At 64.6% G+C, this 23910-nt stretch carries 20 protein-coding genes; 4 read left to right on the forward strand and 16 right to left on the reverse strand.

Translation table 11 applies throughout. The annotated features are described in order from the left end of the window. The 6 genes from ABE093_RS06580 to ABE093_RS06605 form a co-directional block, all read right to left on the reverse strand. Nucleotides 1–1218 carry a type II secretion system F family protein gene (locus tag ABE093_RS06580; protein WP_430760026.1) on the reverse strand — a complete coding sequence of 406 codons (1218 nt, stop codon included), beginning with the start codon at nt 1216–1218 and terminating at the stop codon, nt 1–3. After that, nucleotides 1218–2897 (reverse strand): GspE/PulE family protein, encoded by a 1680-nt coding sequence (locus ABE093_RS06585; RefSeq protein ID WP_430760027.1) that lies wholly within the window; start codon nt 2895–2897, stop codon nt 1218–1220. The genes ABE093_RS06580 and ABE093_RS06585 overlap by 1 nt, the downstream gene beginning before the upstream one ends. Nucleotides 2898–2966: 69 nt before the next feature. Then, nucleotides 2967–4556 carry a M4 family metallopeptidase gene (locus ABE093_RS06590; protein WP_430760028.1) on the reverse strand — a complete coding sequence of 530 codons (1590 nt, stop codon included), beginning with the start codon at nt 4554–4556 and terminating at the stop codon, nt 2967–2969. Nucleotides 4557–5008: 452 nt separating this feature from the next. Further along, a complete protein-coding gene (locus tag ABE093_RS06595; protein ID WP_430760029.1) occupies nt 5009–5515 on the reverse strand; it encodes a hypothetical protein in 507 nt (168 codons plus the stop codon). A 29-nt stretch (nt 5516–5544) separates the two neighbouring features. Continuing rightward, complete coding sequence (locus ABE093_RS06600; protein ID WP_430760030.1) at nt 5545–6255, reverse strand: SIMPL domain-containing protein; 711 nt, start codon at nt 6253–6255, stop codon at nt 5545–5547. Between the two features lie 45 nt (nt 6256–6300). Continuing rightward, the gene (locus ABE093_RS06605; protein WP_430760031.1) at nt 6301–7293 is read right to left on the reverse strand and encodes an aldo/keto reductase; all 993 of its coding nucleotides are present in this window, start codon (nt 7291–7293) and stop codon (nt 6301–6303) included. Nucleotides 7294–7373: 80 nt separating this feature from the next. Between ABE093_RS06605 and ABE093_RS06610 the strand changes: the two genes are divergently transcribed. Beyond that, nucleotides 7374–8288 carry a LysR family transcriptional regulator gene (locus ABE093_RS06610; protein ID WP_430760032.1) on the forward strand — a complete coding sequence of 305 codons (915 nt, stop codon included), beginning with the start codon at nt 7374–7376 and terminating at the stop codon, nt 8286–8288. Between the two features lie 12 nt (nt 8289–8300). On the opposite strand, the gene zapE is transcribed toward ABE093_RS06610, so the two are convergent. The 3 genes from zapE to ABE093_RS06625 form a co-directional block, all read right to left on the reverse strand. Further along, the gene (zapE, locus tag ABE093_RS06615; protein ID WP_430760104.1) at nt 8301–9410 is read right to left on the reverse strand and encodes a cell division protein ZapE; all 1110 of its coding nucleotides are present in this window, start codon (nt 9408–9410) and stop codon (nt 8301–8303) included. Further along, on the reverse strand, nt 9407–10078 hold the full coding sequence (locus ABE093_RS06620) for an alpha/beta hydrolase (RefSeq protein WP_430760033.1): 672 nt from the start codon (nt 10076–10078) through the stop codon (nt 9407–9409). Before ABE093_RS06620 ends, zapE begins: the two co-directional genes overlap by 4 nt. Nucleotides 10079–10144: 66 nt before the next feature. Further along, nucleotides 10145–10669, reverse strand: a complete 525-nt coding sequence (locus ABE093_RS06625) for a c-type cytochrome (protein ID WP_430760034.1) — start codon at nt 10667–10669, stop codon at nt 10145–10147. A gap of 140 nt (nt 10670–10809) precedes the next feature. On the opposite strand from ABE093_RS06625, the gene aqpZ reads away from it, so the two are divergent. Beyond that, nucleotides 10810–11526, forward strand: a complete 717-nt coding sequence (gene aqpZ, locus ABE093_RS06630) for an aquaporin Z (protein ID WP_430760035.1) — start codon at nt 10810–10812, stop codon at nt 11524–11526. Nucleotides 11527–11574: 48 nt separating this feature from the next. Here the strand turns inward: aqpZ and ABE093_RS06635 are convergent, their stop codons facing one another. From ABE093_RS06635 to ABE093_RS06665, 7 genes are all read right to left on the reverse strand, one after another. Then, nucleotides 11575–11997, reverse strand: a complete 423-nt coding sequence (locus ABE093_RS06635) for a hotdog fold thioesterase (protein ID WP_430760036.1) — start codon at nt 11995–11997, stop codon at nt 11575–11577. A 65-nt stretch (nt 11998–12062) separates the two neighbouring features. Beyond that, complete coding sequence (locus ABE093_RS06640) at nt 12063–12251, reverse strand: hypothetical protein (protein WP_430760037.1); 189 nt, start codon at nt 12249–12251, stop codon at nt 12063–12065. Nucleotides 12252–12373: 122 nt separating this feature from the next. Continuing rightward, a complete protein-coding gene (locus ABE093_RS06645) occupies nt 12374–14257 on the reverse strand; it encodes a phospholipase D family protein (RefSeq protein ID WP_430760038.1) in 1884 nt (627 codons plus the stop codon). Between the two features lie 50 nt (nt 14258–14307). Beyond that, nucleotides 14308–14787 carry a SixA phosphatase family protein gene (locus tag ABE093_RS06650; RefSeq protein WP_430760039.1) on the reverse strand — a complete coding sequence of 160 codons (480 nt, stop codon included), beginning with the start codon at nt 14785–14787 and terminating at the stop codon, nt 14308–14310. Between the two features lie 75 nt (nt 14788–14862). Next, nucleotides 14863–17157, reverse strand: coding sequence for a beta-N-acetylhexosaminidase (locus ABE093_RS06655; protein WP_430760040.1), 2295 nt, complete (start codon nt 17155–17157; stop codon nt 14863–14865). 101 nt (nt 17158–17258) lie between these two features. Beyond that, on the reverse strand, nt 17259–19946 hold the full coding sequence (locus ABE093_RS06660; RefSeq protein WP_430760041.1) for a TonB-dependent receptor: 2688 nt from the start codon (nt 19944–19946) through the stop codon (nt 17259–17261). 65 nt (nt 19947–20011) lie between these two features. Continuing rightward, on the reverse strand, nt 20012–21049 hold the full coding sequence (locus ABE093_RS06665; RefSeq protein WP_430760042.1) for a glucokinase: 1038 nt from the start codon (nt 21047–21049) through the stop codon (nt 20012–20014). Between the two features lie 289 nt (nt 21050–21338). On the opposite strand from ABE093_RS06665, the gene ABE093_RS06670 reads away from it, so the two are divergent. Further along, entirely contained in the window at nt 21339–22628 is a 1290-nt protein-coding gene (locus ABE093_RS06670) for a sugar MFS transporter (RefSeq protein WP_430760043.1), read from the forward strand. 21 nt (nt 22629–22649) lie between these two features. Next, entirely contained in the window at nt 22650–23684 is a 1035-nt protein-coding gene (locus tag ABE093_RS06675) for a LacI family DNA-binding transcriptional regulator (RefSeq protein ID WP_430760105.1), read from the forward strand. The last annotated feature ends 226 nt before the right edge of the window (nt 23685–23910 follow it).

Genomic DNA, 23910 nt, shown 5'->3' on the forward strand with positions numbered 1-23910 from the left:
TCATCCGATGACGGAGGTGAGGTCGTAGAGGGGAACGAGGATCGACATGACGACGGCGCCGATCAGCGCGAACATCAGCACGGTGACGGCTGGCACCAGTGCGGCAAGCACGCGATCGAGGCGGGTGCGGATATCGGCGGCCAGCGTGTCCGATGCCTTCAGCAGCATGCGGTCGAGTTCGCCGGCTTCCTCGCCGATGCGCGCCATCTGCAACGGCAGGCGCGGGAAATACGGTTCCGACGACCACGCATCGGAAAAGCGCGTGCCGCTGCGCACGAGATCGTCGACGCGCGCGGCCGAATCGAGGAACTGGCCATTCGACAGGACGGCGCGTGAAATCCGCAATCCCTGCACCAGATGGACGCCGCTCGCCAACAAGGTGGCCAGCGTGCGCAGGTAGCGTTCCGCTTCCATCTTCGCCAACAGCGGACCGATCCAGCGCGTCGACAGCAGCCGCTGTTCGACCAGGCGCTTCGACGCCGGCTGCTTCAGCCAGAAATTGAAGACGAGCAGCGCCGCGAACACGATCCCCGCGATCACCATCCACCAGCGGCGCACCGCCATGCCGAGGCCAAGTACGATCTTCGAGAACCACGGCAGTTCGGCGTGCAGGTTGGCGTACATGTCGGCGAACTGCGGCACCACGTAGGCGAGCAGGAATGCCATCGACAGCAGGACCGTCGCCAGCAGGATCACCGGATAGACCAGCGCGTTGATCACATTGCGGCGGAATTCCGACGATCGCGCCAGGTGCTCGGCGAGTCGCGCCAACACCTGGGGCAACACGCCACCGGCTTCGCCAGCGCGCACCATCGCGCAATACATCGACGAGAACATCTGCGGATGCCGGCCCAGCGCATCGCTGAGCGCCGAACCGCCACGCACCTGGTCGCGCACTTCGCCGACTGCCGCCGTGAGCGCGGGATTGCCACCGGCGTCATGGAGGATGCCGAGCGCGCGATCCAGCGGCTGCCCCGCCGACAACAATGTCGACAGTTGTTCGGTGAACGCCACCAGCTCCGGCAAACGCACGCGATTGCGCGCTTTCCGCCAGTTCCAGCCGATGCCGTGCACGCTGCCATCGCCGCTCGGCGCGATCTCCATCGGCACCCAGCCCTTGGCCTGCAGCGCTTCCACCACTTGCGCCTGCGCCGCAGCCTCGAGGGTTCCCGATTGCAACTTGCCCGATCCGTCCAGCGCACGAAAATCGAATTGCATCAGTCGCGATCCGCCTGCGTCACGCGCATCACTTCCTCGAGCGTGGTCAGTCCCGCCAGCGCCTTGCGGATGCCGTCCTCGGCCATGCTGGCGCTGCCTTCCTCGCGGGCGATGCGTTCGAGCGCGCCGGTCGCGGCGTCGTCCATCACCGCGCGACCCAGCGCATCGCTCATCTTCACCAGTTCGGCGATGGCGACGCGTCCGCGATACCCGGTCGGCGTCAGCGCCGACGGCATCGGGCGATGCAGCACGATGTCGCCCTGCGGCTGGTAACGGCGCAGGTTGAAGCGTTCGATCTCGGCTTCGCTGGCCAGATACGGTTGCGCGTGCGTCGGCTCGATCCGGCGCACCAGTCGTTGCGCCAGCAAGGCATTGACGGTCGACGCGACGAGATAATTCTCGATGCCCATGTCGCGCAAGCGCGTCAGGCCACCGGCCGCGGAATTGGTGTGCAGTGTCGACAGCACGAGGTGGCCGGTCAGCGCCGACTGGATCGCGGTGCGCGCCGTCTCGATGTCGCGCATTTCGCCGACCAGGATGATGTCGGGATCCTGGCGCACGATGCTGCGCAGCGCATGCGAGAAGTCGAGGCCGATCTGCGGCTTCACCTGGATCTGGTTGACGCCTTCCATCCGGTATTCGACCGGATCCTCGACGGTGATGATCTTGACGTGCGGCGTGTTGAGCTGGCTCAACGCCGCATACAGCGTCGTGGTCTTGCCCGAACCGGTCGGCCCGGTCACCAGCACGATGCCATGCGGCTGGCGCAACACCTCTTCGAACTGCGCGCGCAGATGATCGGAGAAGCCCATCTGCGCGAGATCGAACTGCACCGCCTCGCGATCGAGCAGGCGCAACACCAGCGATTCGCCGTGCGCCGTCGGGATCGTGCTTGCGCGCAGATCGAGTTCGCGGCCCTGCACGCGCAACTGGATGCGACCGTCCTGCGGCAGGCGGCGCTCGGCGATGTCGAGCTTGGCGAGAATCTTGAAACGGCTCAGGACGGCGGCGGCCAGCGCATGCGGCGGCGCGTCCATTTCTTCCAGTACGCCATCGATGCGATAGCGCAATTTCAGCTGGCGTTCGAAAGGTTCGAGATGGATGTCGGACGCGCCGAGTTCGGCGGCGCGCTGCAAGATCTGGTTGACGATGCGGATGACCGGCGCTTCCGACGCCATGTCGCGCAGATGCTCGACATCCTCGAGATCACCACCCTCGCCTTCGCCGTCCGCGTCCGCCGCGTCGGGCGACACCTCCGGATACCAGCGATCGAGCAGCGTGGTCACCGCCGACCGCGGCGCCACCTTCACGTTGAGTGTCTGTTCGGTCGCGACCCGCAGCGCATCGAGCGGCGCCTGCAGATGCGCCTGCGCTGCCCATACTTCCAGGCCCTCCGCATCCATTCGTACCGGCACCAGCTGGAACTGGCGCAGGAAGCGCGCGGAGACGGGATGGGTTTCGGGCGCCAGTTCCGGCGCGTTCGCAGGATCGGCCAATGGCAGTTGCAACACGCGCGCAGTCGCGGCGGCCTGGCGCTGTTCGGACAGCAGTCCAAGCTTCTCCAGCATCGACAGCACGCCGACGCCGGGTTCCTGCAATGCTTCCGCGCGGCGCAATTCCTCCGGTCGCAGATCTCCGCTTTCCAGCAGCGCGGACACGATGGCGGTTTCTGCATTCATCACGATAAACAGGTGCCCCGGACATACGAACGGCCTGCAAATGCAGGCCGTCCGATCATGCCACGTCGATCAATTGACGGAAACCGCACTCCACGCCGCAGCGACCGCGTTGTACTGGGTCGAACCGGTGCCGTAGAGGTCACGCGCGGCATTCAGCGTCGCCGTACGCGCCTGCGGATAGGTGGTGCCCGAGGTCATGTACGTGGTCAACGCCTTGTACCAGATCTTCTCAGCCGCATCGCGACCGATGCCGCCGGCTGCCGTGTTGCCATTGCACACCAGCTGCGACGGCGTATAGCTGAAGCCCGAAGGCGACACCGCGCCTTCCGCCAGCAGGTAGTAGAAATGGTTGCCGACGCCGGAGCTGTAGTGCGGATCCAGGCCAGCGACGGACGAGCTGTAGCAATCGACCGACCCGCCATCCCGCGACGGCTTGAACATGTAGCGCAACGCAGTCAGACCGGTCGGGTTGCTGCGATAAAGCTTCTCGCCGATCAGGTAGTCGCCCGGATCGGAAGCGTTGTTGGCGTAGAACTCGACCATCGTGCCCATGATGTCGGAGTTGGCTTCGTTGAGGCCGCCCGCATCCCCGGAGTAGGCAAGCCCTGCCGTCGCCTCGGTCACGCCGTGGCTCATTTCATGACCGGCGACGTCGAGCGCCACCACCGGATACAACGTGCTGTCGCCCTTGCCGTAGGCCATGATCGGACGGCTGGCGCCGTACCAGCCGGCGTTGGCGCCGCCGCTCTGGGTGCAGGACTGGTTGTAGCAGAAGATCACGTTGACCACGCTGGTCACGCCAACGCCATCGTTCTTGATGCCGCTGCGGCCGAAGACGTTCTTGTAGAAGTCCCAGGTCTTGGCGATGCCGTAATAGGCATCGGACGCCGAACTCACCACGCTCGAGGTGCTGTTGTTGCCCCAGATGTTGTCGGCATCGGTCATGATCGCGTTCTGTTCGAGGTAGTACAGGTCGATGTTCTTGCCGCCGCCGTTGCGCGTGTTGCCGTTGCCGCGGGTGGGATCACTCAGCTGGTAGGTACTGCCGGTGTAATTGGTGGTGATGCCGACATTGCCGACGAACAGGGTCTTGCCGGTACCGCTGGCCGCCGCGGTCTGGAACTGGTTCCAGCCGTCCAGGACCTGGCCGCTGCGGGCATCGACGAAATACCGCATGTCGCCGAAGCCATGGTCATTGGTGCCGACCACGTTGATCTCGTAGGCCAGTACCGGGGCCGCGCCGCGCGCATACACCACCAGTCCCTTGCTGGAGACATTCCTGACCGTGCCGTTGAACTTCACGCCAGCCGCCACTTGGGCCGCATCGGCGGAAACCGTCGGCGACAGGCCCGGACGATTCTTCGACAGCAAGGTGTGGCTGGTCTGCTTGAGATTGCCGTCCTTGGAATGCACCACCACGTCACCACCGACCACCGGCAGGCCGTTGTAGAAGCGGTTGAAACGCACGTGCTCGTTGCCGTCGGCGTCGACCACGGCATCCTTCTGGACGAAGGTGTCGCCGCTTGCACGGTTGACCCAGCCCGGATGGGAATCGATCAGGCCCTGGGCGCGGTTGCCGGCGAAGGCGTTCGGCGCTGCCTGGACTGCGGTTGAAGCGAGGATGGTGGCGATGGCGAAACTGATGTGACGCATTTGCATGGTGGAACTCCCTAATTCTGGTTATCGGAGGTGAGGGGAGAGCAATGGATCATCAGAAAGGGGCAGGCACGGTCGCACCATCACAAGGCAAAAGTGATGGACAGCACAAAAGGCGAGCCCCGCGACTTCTATAGCAGACGATTTCGGGGAGACTCAATCCGGCAACCCCCATTCATGAAAGTTTTGTAATTTTCACGCGTCAACCAAAATCGCATCGCCCGACTGAAACCGTTTTACGCATGCCGGATTCACGAATACCCGACGCCTACTTGCTCTTTGGCGCCTCTCGGCCAAGTGGCTCTCGCAAGCCGGCGTTTGTTGTCGTGCAGCGAGGAAATCCGGAAAGCAAGAACGGCCTGCGTGAGCAGGCCGTTCGATTTTGCTGTCGCGTTCTTTCGAATTCAGTTGACGGACGTCGTGTTCCAAGCCGAAGCGACTTCGGGAGTCTTCCGTCAGTGCACGTCGAATTCGCGGATTTGCGCTTCGCCGCCATTCAAGCTCACTTCGGCCTGATAGCGGCCCGGAGCCAGGCCTTTGCTGTCGTGCAGCGAGAAATCAATCACGCCTGTTCCACTGAACGATTCATCTTTATTCTCTTCATGCACCACCTTGTTCCCCGGGCCGACAAAACGGACCGCGAGTTTTCCGGGCACGGTCGCGGCGTTGTCGCTGGTGTTGGTGGTCACTGCCATGTATACCGTGTCGCCCGGCGCGAACGTGCTGTTGGGTTCGCTGATCGTCTGGTCCGGGCCAACCGCGCTGCCGAGATCGACTGCGGAAATCGCCACGGTTGCGGACGTAGATGCGGCTGCGGCTGCGGGCGCCTGGCCCTGTTTCGCCGCGGCAGCGGGCTTCGCTGTTTCCGTGGGCGCTTCCTTCTTGCCGCAAGCCGAAACGGCGAGCACGAGACCAACGGAAACGGACAGGACCAGACAACGACGGACGGTGATTGGATTCATGGATGACAGCCTGTTGGGAGGGAAGGGATTCAGCGTTGCAGGTCGAAGACGGCTTGCACGCGTTCGCGATATTCGATTTGCGGTTGAAGATAGCGTGCTGGAGCAGTTTTGGACCTCGTCACCGTGACAGTTCCAAGCTCGCCTCTGCCCAGGTAACGCTCACCAGTGCTCGATCCCACACTATCGATACTGTAGATCCTGCCGGCGTGCGCAGAAAATCCGCGCGCGAGGTCTTCGGCTTTGCGTTGTGCATCCTGGGCTGCAAGGGCGCGGGCCTGTGCCATCAATTCCGTTTTCCGTGAGGATTCGAAAGTGGGGTTCCCGAACCCGTTGATGCCTGCTGTCAGTGCTGCATCCAGGACTGCGTTGAAGCGATCGAGCGCGCGCAGCTTTACTTCGATCGATCGTTCCGCAGTGTAACCATTGGATACGCGCCGACCACTATCGGCGCGTTCGGTGTCTTCCGAGAGATCGAGTCCAGATGCGGTGATGTCGGCATTTTCCACGCCTTGTTTCGCGAGTGCTTCCAGGAAACGGTTCACGGCTTGATCTGCTTCCTGCTTCGCATTGGCCGCAATCGGATTTCTCTTGGTGACACTGACATGGAGCGTCACCATATCCGGCGCCACCGAAACCTTGCCCTCGCCGCTCGTCACCACGTGCGGTCCGTCCGGCAATGGCGTGCCGGCATTCGCCACGCCTGCCACTGCCAGCAGCCCGGCCATCAACATCACACGCATTGCGCGCTCCCCAATCATGATTGGAATGATCGGGTCGATGCTACCTCAACGATTGACCAGCGCCATCCCGGTTGCGTTGTAACGCTGTCCGGCGACGGCCGCCGGTGTGAAGATGGCGTCCAGGCGTTCGAGATCGCTCGCCGTGAGTGCGACGTCCAACGCGCCGATGTTCTCGTCCAGGTACTTGCTGCGGCGGGTGCCCGGAATCGGCACGATGTGTTCGCCCTGCGCCAGCACCCAGGCGATCGCCAGCTGCGATGGCGTGCAGCCCTTGTCGCTCGCGATGACCTTCACTTCGTCGGCCAGCGCCAGGTTGCGATCGAGATTGTCGCCCTGCAGTCGCGGCATCTGGCGACGGAAATCATCGGCGGCGAGATCGTCGAGCTTGCGGATCGCACCCGTAAGGAAGCCGCGGCCCAACGGACTGTATGGAACAAAACCGATTCCCAGTTCGGCGCAGGCCGCCAACGTGCCGTCGCGTTCCGGATCGCGCGACCACAGCGAGTATTCGCTCTGCAGCGCGGTGATCGGATGGACGCGATGCGCGCGTCGCAAGGTGTCGGCGGAAGCCTCCGACAATCCGAGGTAACGCACCTTGCCCTGCTGCACCAGTTCGGCCATCGCGCCGATCGTGTCCTCGACCGGAACGTCGGGATCCATGCGGTGCTGGTAGTAGAGATCGATGTGGTCGGTGCCGAGTCGCTTGAGGCTGCCTTCGACGCTGGCGCGCACATTCTCGGGACGACCGTCGATCGCGCGATCCAGCGGTCGCTCCGGGTCGTAGTGGATGCCGAACTTGGTGGCCACGAACACGCGATCGCGCCTGCCCTTCAACGCCCGGCCCAGCAACAGTTCGTTGGTGTGCGGGCCGTACATTTCGGCGGTGTCCCAGAAGGTGACGCCGCGACCAATCGCATGGTCGAGCGTGGCCAGGGCTTCGCCTTCGTCGCTGGCGCCATAGAAGGCGCTCATGCCCATGCAGCCGAGGCCGATGGCGGAAACGGAAGGCCCGTTCGGGCCAAGGGTGCGGGTCTTCATTGGAATACCTCGATTCGGGAAAGTGGCTCCAGTCTCCGCCCCGGGATAGGAAAGAAAAACGGCGTTAGACTTCCTGACGAATGAAGCAGAACTTCACAATACGTCCGGAAACGCTCTCGGCACTGCCCGCCTTCGTGCGCGTCGCACGCTTGGGCAGCTTCCGCATGGCCGCCGACCAGCTCGGCGTCAGCGCATCTGCGGTTTCGCAAACCCTGCGCGGTCTCGAATCACGGCTGGGCGTGCGCCTGCTCAATCGCACCACACGCCGCGTCGGCCTGACCGAAGCGGGCGAGCGCCTGCTGCAACAGGTCGCCCCGGCGATCGATACGCTGAACACGGCGCTGGAAGAAACGGAATCGGCACGCGATCGTCCTTCGGGCCTGTTGCGCATCAACATGCCGCGCGCGGTATGGGCGCTGATCGCCGGGCGACTTCCGCAATTCCTCGCGCGCTATCCCGACGTGCAGGTCGAACTCTTTGCCGATGACGGCCTCAGCGACATGGTCGCCGGCGGCTTCGATGCTGGCATCCGTCTCGGCGAATGCCTGGGCAAGGACATGATCGCGTTGCCGATCACGCCGCCACTGAAAATGGTGGTCGCCGGTTCACCCGACTATTTCCGCCAGCACCCCACGCCACGGGTTCCCGAAGATCTCGCCAACCACGTCTGCCTGCACTTCCGCTATGCCAGCAGCGGCAAGCTGGTGGAATGGGAATTCCAGCGCGACGGGCATGTCTTCGAAGTGGCCGTCGGTTCGCGCCTGATCGTCAACGATGGCGGCACCGCGCGCGATGCCGCATTGCGCGGCATGGGACTGGCGCAGCTGTTCGATTTCGCGATCGGCGAAGACGAGGTGGCAGGACGCTTGGTGCGCGTGCTCGAATCGTATTACCAGCCGTTCCCCGGGTTCTACATCTATTACTCGACGCGCCGCCAGCTGCCGCCGAAACTGCGCGCCTTCGTCGATTTCCTGCGCGAACCGATGCTGTCCTGAGCCGGCCCGGCATCAGCCGAGATGGTGCTGGCTCAGGTATTCCATGCTCTGCATTTCGATCAGGCGCGAGGTGGTGCGCTCGAACATCGCCGCCAGGCGCGTGCCGCGATAGAGATAGACCGATACCGCGTCGGCGGTACAGACCAGCTTGACGCGGCGATCGTAGAACTCGTCGATGGCGTTGATGAAGCGGCGCGCGGCATCGTCGTTGCCGCCATCGAACACCGGGATGCCGCCGATCAGCACGGCATGGAATTCCTGGGCGATCTCGATGTAGTCGCTGGTGCCGCGCGGGCCATCGCATAGCGCGGCGAAATCGAACCACACCAGGCCCTTGCTGCGCGCGCGCACCGGAATGCGCCGTCCCTCGATGGTGAGGCCGGCATCGCGGTGGGCGTCGTCGCCACCGAGTTCGTGCCAGCGCTGTTCCAGCCATGCATCCGATTGCGCGTCCAGCGGCGCGCGATACACCGGCGAACGCGTCAGCGCGCGCAGGCGGTAATCGGTTTCGCTGGGAATCTCCAGCACGTGGCAATGCTGTTCCAGCAGGTCGATCGCAGGCAGGAAGCTCGCGCGCTGCAGGCCATCGCGATAGAGGTTGACCGGCGCGGTGTTCGATGTCGTCACCAGCGTCACGCCACCGTCGAACAGGCCACGCAACAGGCGCGACAGCAACATCGCATCGCCGATGTCGGTGACGACGAATTCGTCGAGCACGAGCACCTGCAGGGTCTCGCGCCACTCGCGCGCGACGGTCGCGAGCGGATCGGCTTCGCCGGCGTGCGCGCGCAGGCGCGCGTGCAGTTCGCGCATGAAGCGATGGAAATGCGTGCGCTGCTTGCGTGCGATCGGCAGTCCGTCGTAGAAGAGATCGACCAGGAGCGTCTTGCCGCGGCCGACGCCACCCCACAGGTAGAGGCCAGCCACTTCCCGCGGCGTGCTTTCGCCACCGAAAAGGCGCGAGAACAGGCCCGATGCCCGCGCTGGCTCCGCTACCAGTTTGCGATGGATGCGATCGAGTTCGACCAGCACCGCGCGCTGGGCGGGATCGTCCTGCCAGTCGCCGCGCGCCACCCCTTCGGCGTAACGCTGGCTGGGCAATGGTGCGGCTTCCGCGCTCATGCCACCGGCGGCAGCAAGGGCCGCGCCCACTGCTGGATCACCTGGCGCAGGTCGATCAGCTTGCGATGGAAGAAGTGCGAGGTCTCGGGCATGCGCACCAGCGTCGGCGGTTGCGGCAACGCATCGATCCAGTCGAATACGGCCTTGGGCTCGACGATCTCGTCGGCCTCGCCCATCACCACCAGCCACGGCACTTGCGGCAGATCGATGTGGCTGAAATCCCAGCCGCGACCGGCCACCGGCGGCGCGATCGAGATCACCGCGTCGGCGTGCAATTCCACCGCGTTCTTCAGCGAGACGAAGGACCCGAAACTGAAACCGGCCAACCACAGCCGGGCATCGGGATGCGCGGCGCGCAGCCACGCCGCGACGGCGCGCAGGTCATCGCTTTCGCCGACGCCGTGGTCGAATTCGCCGGCACTGTTGCCGGTGCCACGGAAATTGAAGCGCAGCGTGGTGATGCCGAGTTCGCGCAATGCGCGCGCGGTTGTCATCACCACCTTGTTGTCCATGGTGCCGCCATCGGTCGGCAGCGGATGGCAGACGATCGCGATCACCGCCTGGCGGTCCACGCCGGCATCGGGAAATTCGAGCTTCGCTTCCAGCACGCCAACCGGACCCGGCAGCTGCAGGGCGGTATCGGAAGTCGGGAAATCGGGAAGCGACATCAACACATCATCCTGCCAAAGCGCGAACGCCGCCCGAAGGCGGCGTTCCGTGTTCATCGATCCGGCTTACTTGCCGGTGGCCTGCGCCACCATCCAGTCCACCGTCGCCTTGACCTGGTCTTCGGTCAGCGCCGGGTTGCCGCCCTTCGCCGGCATCACGCCGGAATTGCCGGTGAAGCCTTCGGTCGCATGCTTGTACAGCGTGTCCTTGCCCTGTGCCAGGCGCGCCGTCCAATGCGATGCATCGAGCGTCGGAGCGCCACCTGCGCCACTGGTGTGGCAGCCGGTGCAGAGGTTGCCGAAGATGGTCTTGCCATCGGTGGTGCCGCCGTAGGCGACCTGCGAAGCAGCGCGCTTCTTGGCGGCTTCTTCGGCAGCGGCCTGCTCGATCTTGCCTTCTTCGCCGGCATAGACCGCACCGACCGGCGCGATGCGCGCTTCGGTCTGGGCCGCGGCTTGCGGCGTCACTGCGTACTTGTGGTACTTGGCCGCCAAATGGCTGCCGAGGAAGATCAGGATGATCGTGGTCGCCAACAGGAAGGCAATCACCATCGAAAATTTCTTCAGGAAGTCCAGATCGGATCGATTCACGCGAGTACCCGTGGCTTGTGCAGCCCCAGCCGCACTCAGCTATTCAGTATACGGGAAACGCCGGAATCGCTGACAAGCCATGGCGTTGACGCGCCCATGCGATAGTGCGGCGGCGCCAATCCGGCGCGGGCGGAGTCCTGATGATGAAGAAACTTGCGGCGGAGTTCCTCGGTACCTTCTGGCTGGTCCTGGGTGGCTGCGGCAGTGCGGTATTGGCGGCCAAGTTCGGCGGCGACAGCAATCCCCTCGGCATCGGTTTCGTCGGCGTGGCCCTCGCCTTTGGCCTGACCGTGCTGACCGGCGCCTACGCGTTCGGCCACATCTCGGGTGCCCACTTCAATCCCGCGGTCAGCATCGGCCTGGTTGCCGGCGGACGCTTCCCCGCGAAAGACCTGCCCGGCTACATCATTGCCCAGGTGCTGGGCGGTGCATTGGCGGCCTTCATCCTCTACCAGATCGCCAGCGGCCATGACGGCTTCGCGATCGATCCGGCCTCCGCCGGCGCCTTCGCCAGCAACGGCTATGGCGCGCTGTCGCCCGGGGGCTACTCGCTGGGGGCGGCCTTCCTGTGCGAAGTGGTGCTGACCGCGGTGTTCCTGATCGTGATCATGGGTTCGACCCATGGCAAGGCGCCCGCCGGCTTCGCGCCGATCGCGATCGGCCTGGCACTGACCTTGATCCACCTCATCAGCATCCCGGTCACCAATACCTCGGTGAATCCGGCGCGTTCGACCGCGGTGGCGTTGTTCGCCGGCAGCGGCGCGATCGGCCAGTTGTGGCTGTTCTGGGTGGCGCCGGCGATCGGCGGCATTCTCGGCGGCGTGATCTATCGCTGGCTGGGCGACGACCGGGCCTGAGAATTGCCTACACGCGCTGGTGGCATCCCCGCCAGCGCGTGCAATTGATTAAGTGCGACGGCGAATCACCGCCAGCGTCAAACGCGAGATGCAGACCAGGTCGCCTGCCGCGTTCTCGATCTTCATTTCCCACACCTGGGTGGAACGGCCGACATGCAGCGGCCGCGCGGTGCCGGTGACCACGCCCTCGCGCGCACCGCGCAAGTGATTGGCGTTGATTTCGATACCGACCACGCCTTCATCCTCCTCCACGCACAGGCCGGCGGCCGTGCTGCCGAGGGTTTCCGCCAGCGCCGCCGAAGCGCCGCCATGCAGCAACCCGTAGGGCTGGTGGGTGCGGGCATCCACTGGCATCGTCGCGCGCAGGTAATCGGCGCCCAGTTCGGTGAAGACGATGCCAAGTGGTTCCATCAGGGTGTTGCGGGATAAGGCATTCAACTGGTCGAGCGTGACTTGGCGACGGAACGGCATGGTTGCGTTCTTGATAGAGAAGACGACGCCAGACTAACCGACTCGCTGAATCAGGCAGCGATGGATCAACGCAGGGTGAAGCGAGCCGGGGCCCAATCGCGGGTGTAGCGGGGACGCTGGACATAACCGCTGCTGCGGCCGTAACCGGTACCGAACGGGGCGGCTTCCTGGCGTTCATAGGTGGACGGGGTGGCGTGTGCGGCCTTCGGGTTCATCGGGCGGCGGACGGTCTTCGGGGCGGCGTAGGCGTACATGGCAGACTCCTGTTTGGTGTGATGTTGTTTCGGTGTGTTGGTAAAGTACAACACCAAATCGACTTTGGCCCCTGCCAGAAGTCACACAACTGGAGTCATGGGTCGGGAAGGCCGCTCTGGGCCTACAAAAACGGGGTCATGCCGGCCCCGAAGGCCGTGATGACCCGGGTCATCCACCACTTCACCCCCAGCAGGGGGACGTCCGGGAAGTCCCCGACCGCCCGGTAGCAGCGGTGGAAGTCGGGGTCACGGATGGGCAGCGGCTTGGGGCAGTCGGGGCCGCCGCGGAAGTCGAAGGCGGTGGCGTAACGGCTCGGCCACAGATCGAAGATCGGCAGGCGCTCGCTGGCGCGGACGATGGTGTCGTCGACCTCGGCGATGCCCGGTTCGCGCGGCGCGATCACCCAGGCATTGGCCGGCAGGGTGTCGCGCTCGATGCTGTCGGCCACGCGTGCGGCAAACGCCGGATCGCGGATGATCAGCGCGCTCTCGGTGTTGTAGTTGACGCCACGCGGATCGAAGTTGTGGCTGCCGACGACGGCGATGCTGCGATCGACCACCAGCGATTTCGCATGCAGGCCGACGCGCGGCTCATCGGATTGCGGCGGCGGTCGATTGAGGCGATACAGCAACACGCCACGCCGCGAAGTGTCTTCGCCATTGGCGGGCAACGGACGCCGGCGCCCCGTGCTTCCGCCGAGCACACTCGCCGACTCTCCTTCATCCGCCACGTCTTCTTCGTCGGTGACGAGATCGCCGACCCGCATCGGCACGTCCTGCGGGAACGGCTTGAGTTCGTACATCTCGAAACCGAAGCGCTTGAGGAAGCGACGGCGATACTTGTAGGCCATCGCATAGGTGAGCGCGTTGTCGATGCCGGCAAGACTGCTGGTCGACACGATCACCCGCGGCGGATCCGGGCGCCGATGCAATCCCTGGAACAGGCGTTGCGCGCCGTGGGTCAACACCAGGTAGGGCGTCTGTATCACCACTTCGTGCTTTGCCGATTCCACCACGTCGCGCACCACCAGCGATGCCGGCGCGGTGTCGGCGCGCTTGGCGGCATCGTCGTGCTTGCCCGGCGGATCGGCGACGAACTGGACATCGGCGACGGGCACCAGCGCATCGCCGAGGCGCTTGCGCAACAACGCCGGATCGGCGGAAGCCATCTGCATCGCGCGCACGCGTTCCGGCAATTCGTAGCGCTTGTCGGACAGCGCCGGCACGCCGTGGGCGAGCAGGATCTTCGCGACATCGTTGAGCTGCTCGACGGGCACGCTTTGCGGCGCGACCCAGAACACATCGAAGTTGGTTTCCATCGCCTTGGCCGCGGGGCCGGATACCAACACGTCGCGATCGAGGAAGTTGTAGGTCTGCGACCAGTCGTAGTAATCGTCACTGTAGTTGCGGCCACCGGTGACGCCGACTTCGCCATCCACCACCAGCACCTTGGTATGCATGCGCTGGTTGAGCTGGCGGAACCGGACGAAGCTGGCAAGCACGTAGTCGGCGTAGTTCGGTCGCCCCAAGTTGAACAGCGGGCTGTAGATGCGCAGCTGGAAGTTGCGATGGATGCCGGAGAGCGCGGCCAGGGTGTCGGGCGATTCCATCGCCGATAGCTGGTCGATCAGCACGCGCACCTGCACGCCGCGCCGCGCCGCGGCCAGCAGTTCATGCAGGACCATGCGCCCGGCATCGTCTTCCTTGTAGATATAGGTCTGCAGGTCGATGCGTTCGCGCGCGCTGCGGATCATGTGCATGCGGGCCAGCAATGCATCCTGGCCATCGTCCAGCAGCAGCATGCGGTTGCCCGCCTGCGGGGTGGCGCTTTCGAGCACCGAAGGATCGGCGCAGCGATCGGCGCGCTGGCAATCGACGATATCGCTGCGGGCGGCGATCGCGATCGCCTCGGCATGCGCATGATCGGATTTCGACAACGTGGCGCAGCCGCTGGCGGCAAGCGCCAGCAGGCAGACGAATGCATTGAGGAACGAACGGGACAACATTGCTGGAGTCTAATGGCGACCCGTGACGGCGCTCGGCGGGATCGCTCCGCTCAGGGCCACCAGAACGCCAGGACTTCCGCCACGCCAGGCTCGATCGCGGCGTCATCGGGCAGGCGCAACACCACGGTGCCGCCCGGCGGCATGCCGCGGGCTTCGCCGCTGCGCCCTTCGGACAGGAATGCGGCCAATTGTTCCAGTGCCGGATTGTGGCCAACCAGCCACAGGGCGTGCGCGTCGCGGGCGGTTTCGATCAATCCGATCAATGTACCGACGCCGGCTTCATAGATCGCGGCTTCCTCGCGCACGGGCAGGTCGCCGGTTGTCTTCATCACTTCCTGCAGCGTTTCGCGGGTGCGTTGCGCCGGCGAACACAGCACCAGATCCGGCGGTTGCGCGTGTTCCTTCAACCAGACGCCGGCTTCCGTCGCTTCCTTGCGGCCGATCGTCGACAGCACGCGGTCCATGTCGGACTGCCCGGGCCCGTGCGGCTCGGCGTGCGCATGACGGATCAGCACCAGTTCTTTGGGCATGGGGGGTGTCCGAGATTCCAGAGAAGACAGGTTATCGGTCAGGATGCAAGCCGGCGTCAAGGCCAAATCGACATATCAGCGCGGCATCAGCGTCACGCGGTCGAGCACCCACATCGTCGGGCGGGTATCGCCGGTGAAGCGGATGCACAGGTCGCCACCGGTCTGCGCGTTCTGCAACGGCGCATGCAGGGTGATGAAACCGTCGGCATCCGGCTGCGCGGGCAGCGGGACCGTCGCCAGCACCTGGCCATCGCAACCGGCGCGCAGTTCCATCTCGCCATGCGCGGTCTGCGCAGGCTTGAACACGCGACTGGGTTCGTCGTGCGCCAACTGGAAGAAGTAGGGAATGCGGCCAGCACGCACCTGCACTTCGGCGATGCCGGTCAATGGCGCCCGCTTCCACACCCAGCATGGATCGAAGATGTCGACATTGAAGATGGCACGATCGCCGGTCCGCGGACCGTCGTCTTCCAGGCGCAGCACCAGCTTGCGGGTGCACGTCGCCAGTTCCTCGTCGCCGCGACTGAGCAACGAGGCGGCGGTGAATGTCCGCGTCACCACCGCGCCCAGCGGCTTGCCGTCGAAGAATGCCTGTGCGCTCAGCGTGGCCGGCAACGGCAATCCCAGCGTCGTGTAGTACCTGGGCGATGCCGCCGTCGGCACGCTGCCGCCGGTGGTGTAGCGCAGTGTGTAGCCCAGCGGTTCGCGCAAGGTGGCCTGCACGCCGCCGTCCTGCAACTCGGAAGCCACGGTCGGCTGGAATGGCGTCGCGGCATAGGCGATGCCCTGCGCACGCCAGCGCGGCAACATCGCCGGCAGTCGCTGCAGGAATCCGACGTAATCGCGTTCCGATTTCGGCGACCACGCGACTTCGGCCAGCGCCGCGATGCGCGGGAACAAGGCATGCTGCACGCGCGCGACGGTGCGCATGTGCTCGGTCCAGACATTCGCCTGCACGCCGAGGATATGCGTTGCCTGCTGCGCATCCAGCACCTTCGGCACCGGCTCGAAATCGTAGACCTGCTTCAGCGTGACCAATGAAGGCCGTCCGGGGGGTTCATCCGCCGAGTCGGTCTGCAGGTAGTCGAGGTAGAGATCGCCGGCCGGCGCCATCACCACGTCATGACCCTGTTTCGCGGCATCGATGCCGCCTTCGGCGCCACGCCAGCTCATCACCGTCGCCGACGGCGGCAACTTGCCCGCAAGAATTTCGTCCCAGCCGATCACGCGCTTGCCGTGGGCGGACAGATAGCGCTCGAGCCGCGCAATCATCCACGCCTGCAGGCCTTCCTCGCCATTGACGCCGAGTTCGCGGATGCGCGCCTGCATCTTCGCCGACGCTTTCCACTGGTCCTTGACCGCCTCGTCGCCGCCGATGTGGACGTAGCCGCCGGGGAAGAGTTTCGCCACCTGCCCCATCACGTCTTCGAGGAAGCGCATCGTCGCTTCGTCGGCGTTGAACAGGTTGACGTTGACGCCCCATTCGCTGGACACCGCGACCTGTTGGCCGGACACGCCCAGTTGCGGATAGGCGGCGATCGCCGCGGTGGCGTGACCGGGGATGTCGACTTCCGGCACAATCATGATGTGGCGCGCGGCCGCGTAGGCCACCACGTCGCGGATCTGCGCTTCGCTGTAGAAACCGCAATACGGCACCGGCTTGCCGGTCGCGGCATCGATGCCGCCATCGCCGGAAGGAATGCGGCAGCCGCCGACCGTCATCAGCTTCGGCCAACCCGGCACCGGGAAGCGCCAGCCCTGGTCGTCGGTCAGATGCCAATGAAAAACATCGAGCTTGAGTTGCGCCATCGCATCGAGCAGGCGCTTGATGTCATCGACCGACTGGAAATGTCGCGCCGAATCCAGCATGACGCCGCGCCAGCCGAATCGTGGTGCGTCTTCGATATGGAGTGCGGGCAATCGCACGCTGGCGACGGCATCGCCGGAAGTCAGCAACTGCGTCAGCGTCACTGCACCGTAGTACAGGCCTTTCTCGTCACCGGCGCGCACGCGGACGCCGTTGGCATCGATGTCGATGGCGTAGGCTTCGGGCGACGGCCAGGCCTGCGCCGCGTCAATCGCGAAGGCGATGCCGCCTTGCGCCCTGCCGGCAATCGGCTTGCGCTGCAACGATGCGGATGCCGGCAACATCGCCGCGAATTGCGCGGCCACCGTCTGCGCGACGGCGCCATCGGCATGGATCCGCGTATTGGCATCGACAACGAAGCTCCCGGGCTTCTCTACCATCTGCGCGGGCTGCGGCAACAACTTCGGCACGATGGTGCCGGCATCCCCTGCCCATGCGTCGGATACGGAAAACAGCCCCAGGCAGAAGGCGGCGACGAGCGGGACGACGATGCGTGGTTTCATCTCGGATTCCTTGATCGGCTTGGCGATTCTCTCACCACCGAAAAAAACGGGGCCCGGAAAGGGCCCCGAGGTGGGGGTACACCAATGGAACGGTGCGGCGATCAGAACTTGAAGTGCAGGTTCAAGTAGTACTGGCGGCCGTTGCTGTAGAACGAGGTCGGGATGGTTGCCGTCTGGTAGTACTTGATCACCGGGTCGTTGAGATTCAGCGCATCCAGGCTGATGCTCAACCACTTGGTGGCCTTGTAGCTCAACGAGGCCGACAGCGTGCCGAAGCTGTCCTGGTAGTACGGGTTGGCGGCCTTCAGGCCGATCAGGAACGACGAACGACGGGTGTAGCTGACGCGCGCACCGAAGGTGTCGTTCTCGAAGTAGGCACCGACGTTGTAGGTGTTCTTCGAGGTGCCGAGCAGGTTGTGGCTGCCATCGGCCCAGGTGTGCGACGAGGAACCGTCGGCATAGGTGTAGTTGGCGTTCACGCCGAAGTTCTTGCCGATCGGCTGTTCGTAGACCAGTTCGACGCCCTTGACCTTGGCGTTGGCATTGATCGGCATCGCGATCTGGTAGGCCTCGAGCTGATGCGTCAGTTCGCTGAAGAGCATCTGGGTCTGGGTGCCGTAGGCGACGTAGTCCTTCATGTTCATCGAATACACGCCGGCCGACAGCAGGCCGCGCGGCATGAAGTACCACTCGAGGTTGGCGTCGAAATTGGTCGACAGCACCGGCTTCAGCTTCGGATTGCCGCCGCCACCGGTCTTGTCGAGATCCGAACCCCAGGACGATGCGCCCAGCGCGGAGTAATCCGGCAGGGTCTGCGTCTGCGAACCGGCCAGGCGCAGCACCAGCGAATCGGTCAGGTCGTACTTGAAGTTGGCGCTCGGCAGGATGCGGTTGATCTTGTTGGTCTGGTACACGCGCTTCCACGAACCGAACAGGCTGCTGACATCCGGGTTCACCGTATCGGCGAAGTAGGTGTAGATGCTCTGCTTGATGTTGACCGAACGCAGGCCGAAGTTGCCGTTCCAGTGCGCGCCTTCGAAGTTGGCCTGGGCGTAGAGCGCGGTGCTCTTCTCGCGGACGGTGAACTCGCCGCCGTAGTTGTGGCGACCGTTCGGGCCATCGTTGTTGGACAACCAGGTCGAGTTGTTGAGGATCGCGTTCTTCAGCGCATCCGGCGTGTAGTACCAGATGTTGCGCGGGAACGTCCCGCCGATGTTGCTGGCGAAACCGCCCGGATAGTAGTCGACCGCGGCATTCGCCAGCGCCGCGGCGATGTTGCCGGGGCTGGCGCCTTCCGGCGACACCGCGCGACGGCTGTGGCCGGCCATGCGCACGCCGAAATCGAGCGAGTTGAACGCGCCGGAATTGAAGTAGCGGGTGAAGTCGGCGGTCGCCCACTTCTCGCGGTCGATCGCCTTCACTTCCTGGTTGCCCCAGGTGCCGAATCCGGTTGCAGCCGGACCCGTGTTGCCGCCGACGCTCCAGTCGACCGGCGAACCGGTGCCGTGGGTCTGCCAGCTGGCGCCGCCACCGATGGCGCTGGTCACTTCGGCGATGAACTGGCGGGCGGTTTCGCCCTGGCCCCAGCTGGAACCCAACTGGAACTTGGCCGAGAGATTTTCAGAGGCCTGCCAATCGCCGTCGATGGTGAAGTAGCCGCTCTTGGCGGTGGCCTCGCGGTAGATCATGTCGTAAACCGCATAGGCCGTGCCGGCCTGGCCGGTGTAGTTGGCCTTGGTCAGCACGCCGTTCTGCACCACGTAGCCGGCGTCCGGCGACTGCGTGTTGGCGAAATTGCCGCCCCACAGCATGTAGTTGCGGTTGTAGTTGTTGGCCTTCATGTTCGACACGAAGCCGTTCACGCCGAGGGTGAAGCTGTCGCTGGTCTTGACCTGCAACGAGATCAGGCCGCCGCGACGATCGCGCTCCTGTTCGAACAGGGTGGAACCCAGCAGGCTCGGGTAATAGACGTTGGCGAGATCGGGGTGCGCGGTGGCAACGGCCGAAGTCGGGGAAATCTGCGCGAACCCGCCCGGCAGCTCCTGCGCCTGGCGGCTCAGGTGGCGCTTCTGTTCGAAGGCCTGGACCATGAAGGCGAAATTGCCGGCATTGTTCTTGTAGTTGAACAGCGCCGAGAGTTGCGGATCGTATTTCTTGGCCTGGTCGGAATAGACCGCGCCGATCGAACCTTCGCCGGTGATGCCCTTGGCGAACTGCAGCGGCTTGCGGGTGATGATGTTGACGGTGCCGGTGGTGCCGCCATCGACCAGCTTGGCCTGCGAGGTCTTGTTCACTTCCACCGAGTAGACGAGCTCGGACGGCAGCAGGGTATAGCTGACGCTGCGGCCCATGTTGCCGCCCTGGCTGAGCACGAACCAGTCGGCCGACGCCACCGAGTGACCGTCGATCATGGTCTGGGTCAGGCTCGGCGCGGTGCCGCGCAGGCTGACGCGATCGGCTTCGTCGAAGCCGCCTTCATCGGCGCTGGACGAGCTGATGTTGACGCCGGGCAGGCGCTGCAGGGTGTCGGCGACGTTGTGCGCCGGCAGCTTGCCGACGTCTTCGGCGGTGACCACCTCGATGTGCGACTTGGCGTTGCGCTTGCTGTCCAGCGACTTTTCCTGCGAGCCGCGGATGCCGGTGACGACGATCTGGTCGAGATCGCCGGCCTTCTGCGCCTGCTTCGCGGGCTGCTGCTGCGTCGGTTGTGCGTCCTGGGCCATCGCATTGCCGGCGGCACCCAGTGCCGCAAGGATGCCGATCGACAGCAGTGTCTTGTGAAGTTGCATTTTGGTTCTCCGGTCAGTTGATGACCCAGGCCCGCTTGTCGCGGGACCGTCGGGCCTGGTTGTTGTTATGCGTTGCCAGCCCACTCCCGCCGGGCCGTTGTTTCTTGCGGGTGCTCTTCCAGGTGCTGCTGGTACCAGCTCGCCGCGCCGAGCACGCCGAGTCGTTCATTTTCGATGAGCCAGACCGGCACGCGCTCGAGCAGGGGCTGCATCGCGCCCTTGGCGACCAGTCGCTGGCGGAAATCGCTGTATTGCAGGAAATCGACCAGTTGCGGCACCACGCCACCGGCGACATGCACGCTGCCCGCGCAGGTGATGGCGGCGAGATCGCCGATCGCACTGCCCAGCAGATTGCAGAACGACACCACGGCATCGAGCGCCTGGAGATCTTCGTCCTGCGCGCCGCGGGTCACTTCCGCAGGCGTGGCAAAGCGCGGGACCACGCCGTCGATGGCGCAGATCGCGTGATAGAGATTGGCGAGACCGGGGCCGGACACCAGGTGTTCGACCGCGACGTGATGTTGATGGCTGCCGTGCTGCATCCAGCGCAGGATCTCGATCTCGCGCGACGTCACCGGCGCGAATGCCGGCCAGCCCGCCTCGGTCGGCAGCACCACGTTGCCGCGCGCGGTCGGAATGCACACCGCCGCGCCCAGGCCCGTGCCCGGACCCACCACCAGCATCGGTCCCGGAACCGCCTTGTCGACACCGGGCGTGAGCAAGCGACGGTCGCCGGCGCCCAGGCGCCCGGCACCGTGGGCGGCGGCGGCGAAGTCATTGATGATGTGGAGATCGCGCAGACCGAGCTCGCGGCGCATCTCCGCCAGCGACACCTGCCACGGCAGGTTGGAGTTGACCAGTTGGCCATCCACCATCAATCCGGCGCTGGCGATCGCCATGCGATCAGTGCCATCACGCTGGCCGGCGACGAAGTCGGCAAGGATGGCGGTCAGGCTGGGGAATTCGGCGCAGCTGTACTTGCGATAGGCCTGGACCTCGATGGCGTGGTCGCCATCGGTCTGCACCAGGGCGATGCGCGCATGGGTTCCGCCGACATCGGCAGCGACGAAACGGCAATGTCGAACCCCCAGACCGCCTTGCATGACAGGCCCCCGGCCTCATGTGACGGCGCGACATTGACCTTGCATTGACAACGTTGTCAATAACTGTCCGCATTCATCTTTCGGAATGGCGATTTAGATCCGTTTAACCAGATTTTTCTGTTGCAGAGCAACATGAAACTTGCGGCCAGCTCTACCTTTCGTTCGCTGTCGCTCGGATGGAATCGGCGGCGTCCGGCGATGACAACGTTGCGCCAACTCCTGTCTTGTGCCTCAATCGGGCACATCCGCCATCACCGCCCGCAGAAGGCGCATCGGGAGCCCACGCCGCATGTCCACGTCCACCATTCCTGCTGGCGTCAAGCGCAGCAATACCAGCTCGATCGCCATCGTCGGCGCCCTGTTCTTCATCTTCGGCTTCGTGACCTGGCTCAACGGCCCGCTGATCTCGTTCGCCAAGCTCGCGTTCGACGTCAGCGAGACGCTGGCCTTCCTCATCCCCAGCGCGTTCTACATCTCCTACTTCTGCCTGGCGCTGCCGTCGTCGATGATCCTGCGCCGCACCGGCATGAAGAAAGGCATGGCGCTCGGCCTGTTCCTGATGGCGGTCGGCGCGCTCGTGTTCGGGCAGTTCACCACCCAGCGCGTGTACCCGGGCGCGGTCGCCGGCGTCTTTATCATCGGCGCCGGCCTCGCCATCCTGCAGACCGCATCGAATCCCTACATCAGCATCCTCGGTCCGATCGAAGGCGCGGCGCAGCGCATCGCGATCATGGGCATCTGCAACAAGCTGGCCGGCATGCTCGCGCCGCTGGCGATCGGCGCACTGGTGATGCACGGCATGGGCGATCTCTCGGCCCAGGTCGCGACCGCCGACGCCGCCACCAAGACGCAATTGCTCGACGCCTTCGCCGCGCGCATCCACGGCCCCTACATGATCATGGCCTGCCTGCTGGCGCTGCTCGCCGTCGGCATCCTGTTCTCGCCACTGCCGGAAATCCGCGCCGAGGAAGTGAACAGCAGCGGCAGCAACGGTCGCACCAGCCTGTTCCAGTATCCGCACGTGTGGCTGGGCGCGCTGTGCATCTTCGTCTACGTCGGCGTGGAAGTGATGGCCGGCGACGCCATCGGCACCTATGGCGCCGGTTTCAACCTGCCGCTGGATGAAACCAAATTCTTCACGTCCTTCACCCTGTTCGGAATGCTGCTCGGATACGTGGTCGGCCTGATCGCGATCCCGCGCTTCGTGTCGCAGCAACGCTATCTCGCGTTTTCCGCCATCCTCGGCGTAGTGCTGACCATCGGCGCGTTCCTGACCAAGGGCTATGTCTCGGTGGGTTTCGTCGCCGCGCTCGGTTTCGCCAACGCGATGATGTGGCCGGCGATCTTCCCGCTCGGCATCCAGGGCCTCGGCCGCTTCACCGAATACGGATCGGCGTTGCTGATCATGGGCATTGCCGGTGGCGCGGTGATTCCGCAGCTGTTCGTGCACCTGAAACAAACGCACGATTTCCAGCTGGTGTTCATGGCGCTGATGGTGCCCTGCTACCTCTACATTCTGTACTTCGGTGTACGTGGCCATGACGTCGGGCGTGAGAAGATGCCCGCTTCGCGTCAGTAAGGGGTCGAATCGTCCGTGGCATTGCGCAGGTCCACCATCCGGGATGTCGCGGAACGCGCGCAGGTGTCGTTGAAGACGGTTTCGCGCGTGATCAACAACGAGGCCGGCGTCCAGGCGCGCACGCGCGATCGCGTGCAGGTCGCCATCGCCGAGCTCGACTACCAACCCGATCCTTCCGCGCGCAGCCTGCGCAGCGCGCAGTCGTATGCGATCGGCCTGATGTACGACAACCCCAATCCCTACTACGTCATCGCGGTGCAGAACGGCGTGCTGTCGGTCTGCCGCGAAAACGGCTACGGCCTGCAGATCCATCCCTGCGATTCGTCGTCGCCAACACTCGCGCAGGAACTGATCGGCATCGCCCAGCACGCGCGTCTCGCCGGCATCGTGCTGGCGCCGCCGATGTCAGAACGCCACGAACTGGTGAAGGAACTGGTCGCCCACGGCATTCCGCTGGTGCGCATCGTGTCCGCCGCCGCCGATCCCCAGGATGGCAGTGCCTGCGTCTTCGTCGACGACCGCGACGCCGCCTACGAGATCACCGAATACCTGATCCAGCTCGGACACACCCGCATCGGCTTCCTGTGGGGCGGCAAGTCGCACGGGTCTTCGTGGGAACGCTACAAGGGTTACGAGGATGCCTTGAACGATTACGGCATCGCCCTCGACGATGCGCTGGTGATCGAAGGCGACTACTCCTTCGATGACGGCTTCCGCGGCGCGCGACGACTGCTGGCGCTGGCCGATCGTCCCACCGCCGTGTTCGGCAGCAACGACGAAATCGCCGCCGGCGTCCTCGCCGCCGCGCGTTCGAGCGGCATGAACGTTCCCTACGATCTGTCGATCGCCGGTTTCGAGGACAGCCCGTTCTCGAAGCAGAGTTGGCCGGCGCTCACCACGGCGCGCCAGGCGACGGAAGAGATCGCGCGCCACGCCGCGCAGCGCCTGCTGCAGGAATTGCGCGACGACGCCCCGAAACCGACATCATCGAACGAAGGCTTCAGCCCGGAGCTGGTGGTGCGTGGTTCGACCGCGCCGCCGCGACCGAAGTCGTAGGGACGAAAGCATCGCCCGGCTGCGCGCCTATCGCGGTTGTCTGCAGCCGCCGACACGCCGTGAATACATCCATGTAGGCTCGTACGCAGCATCCATGCTGCGTACGGTCGGCTCTGCAGACGAACCGCATAGGCGCCGCCGGTGGATGCTTTCAGGGATGGCGTGAGAGCAACAGCCCGCGTGTTGCTGCTTTTCAATTCTCCGTGAGCAACAACACGCGCGCTCA

It is taken from the genome of Solilutibacter silvestris (genome assembly GCF_050574925.1).
Classification (GTDB): Bacteria; Pseudomonadota; Gammaproteobacteria; order Xanthomonadales; family Xanthomonadaceae; genus Solilutibacter; species Solilutibacter silvestris_A.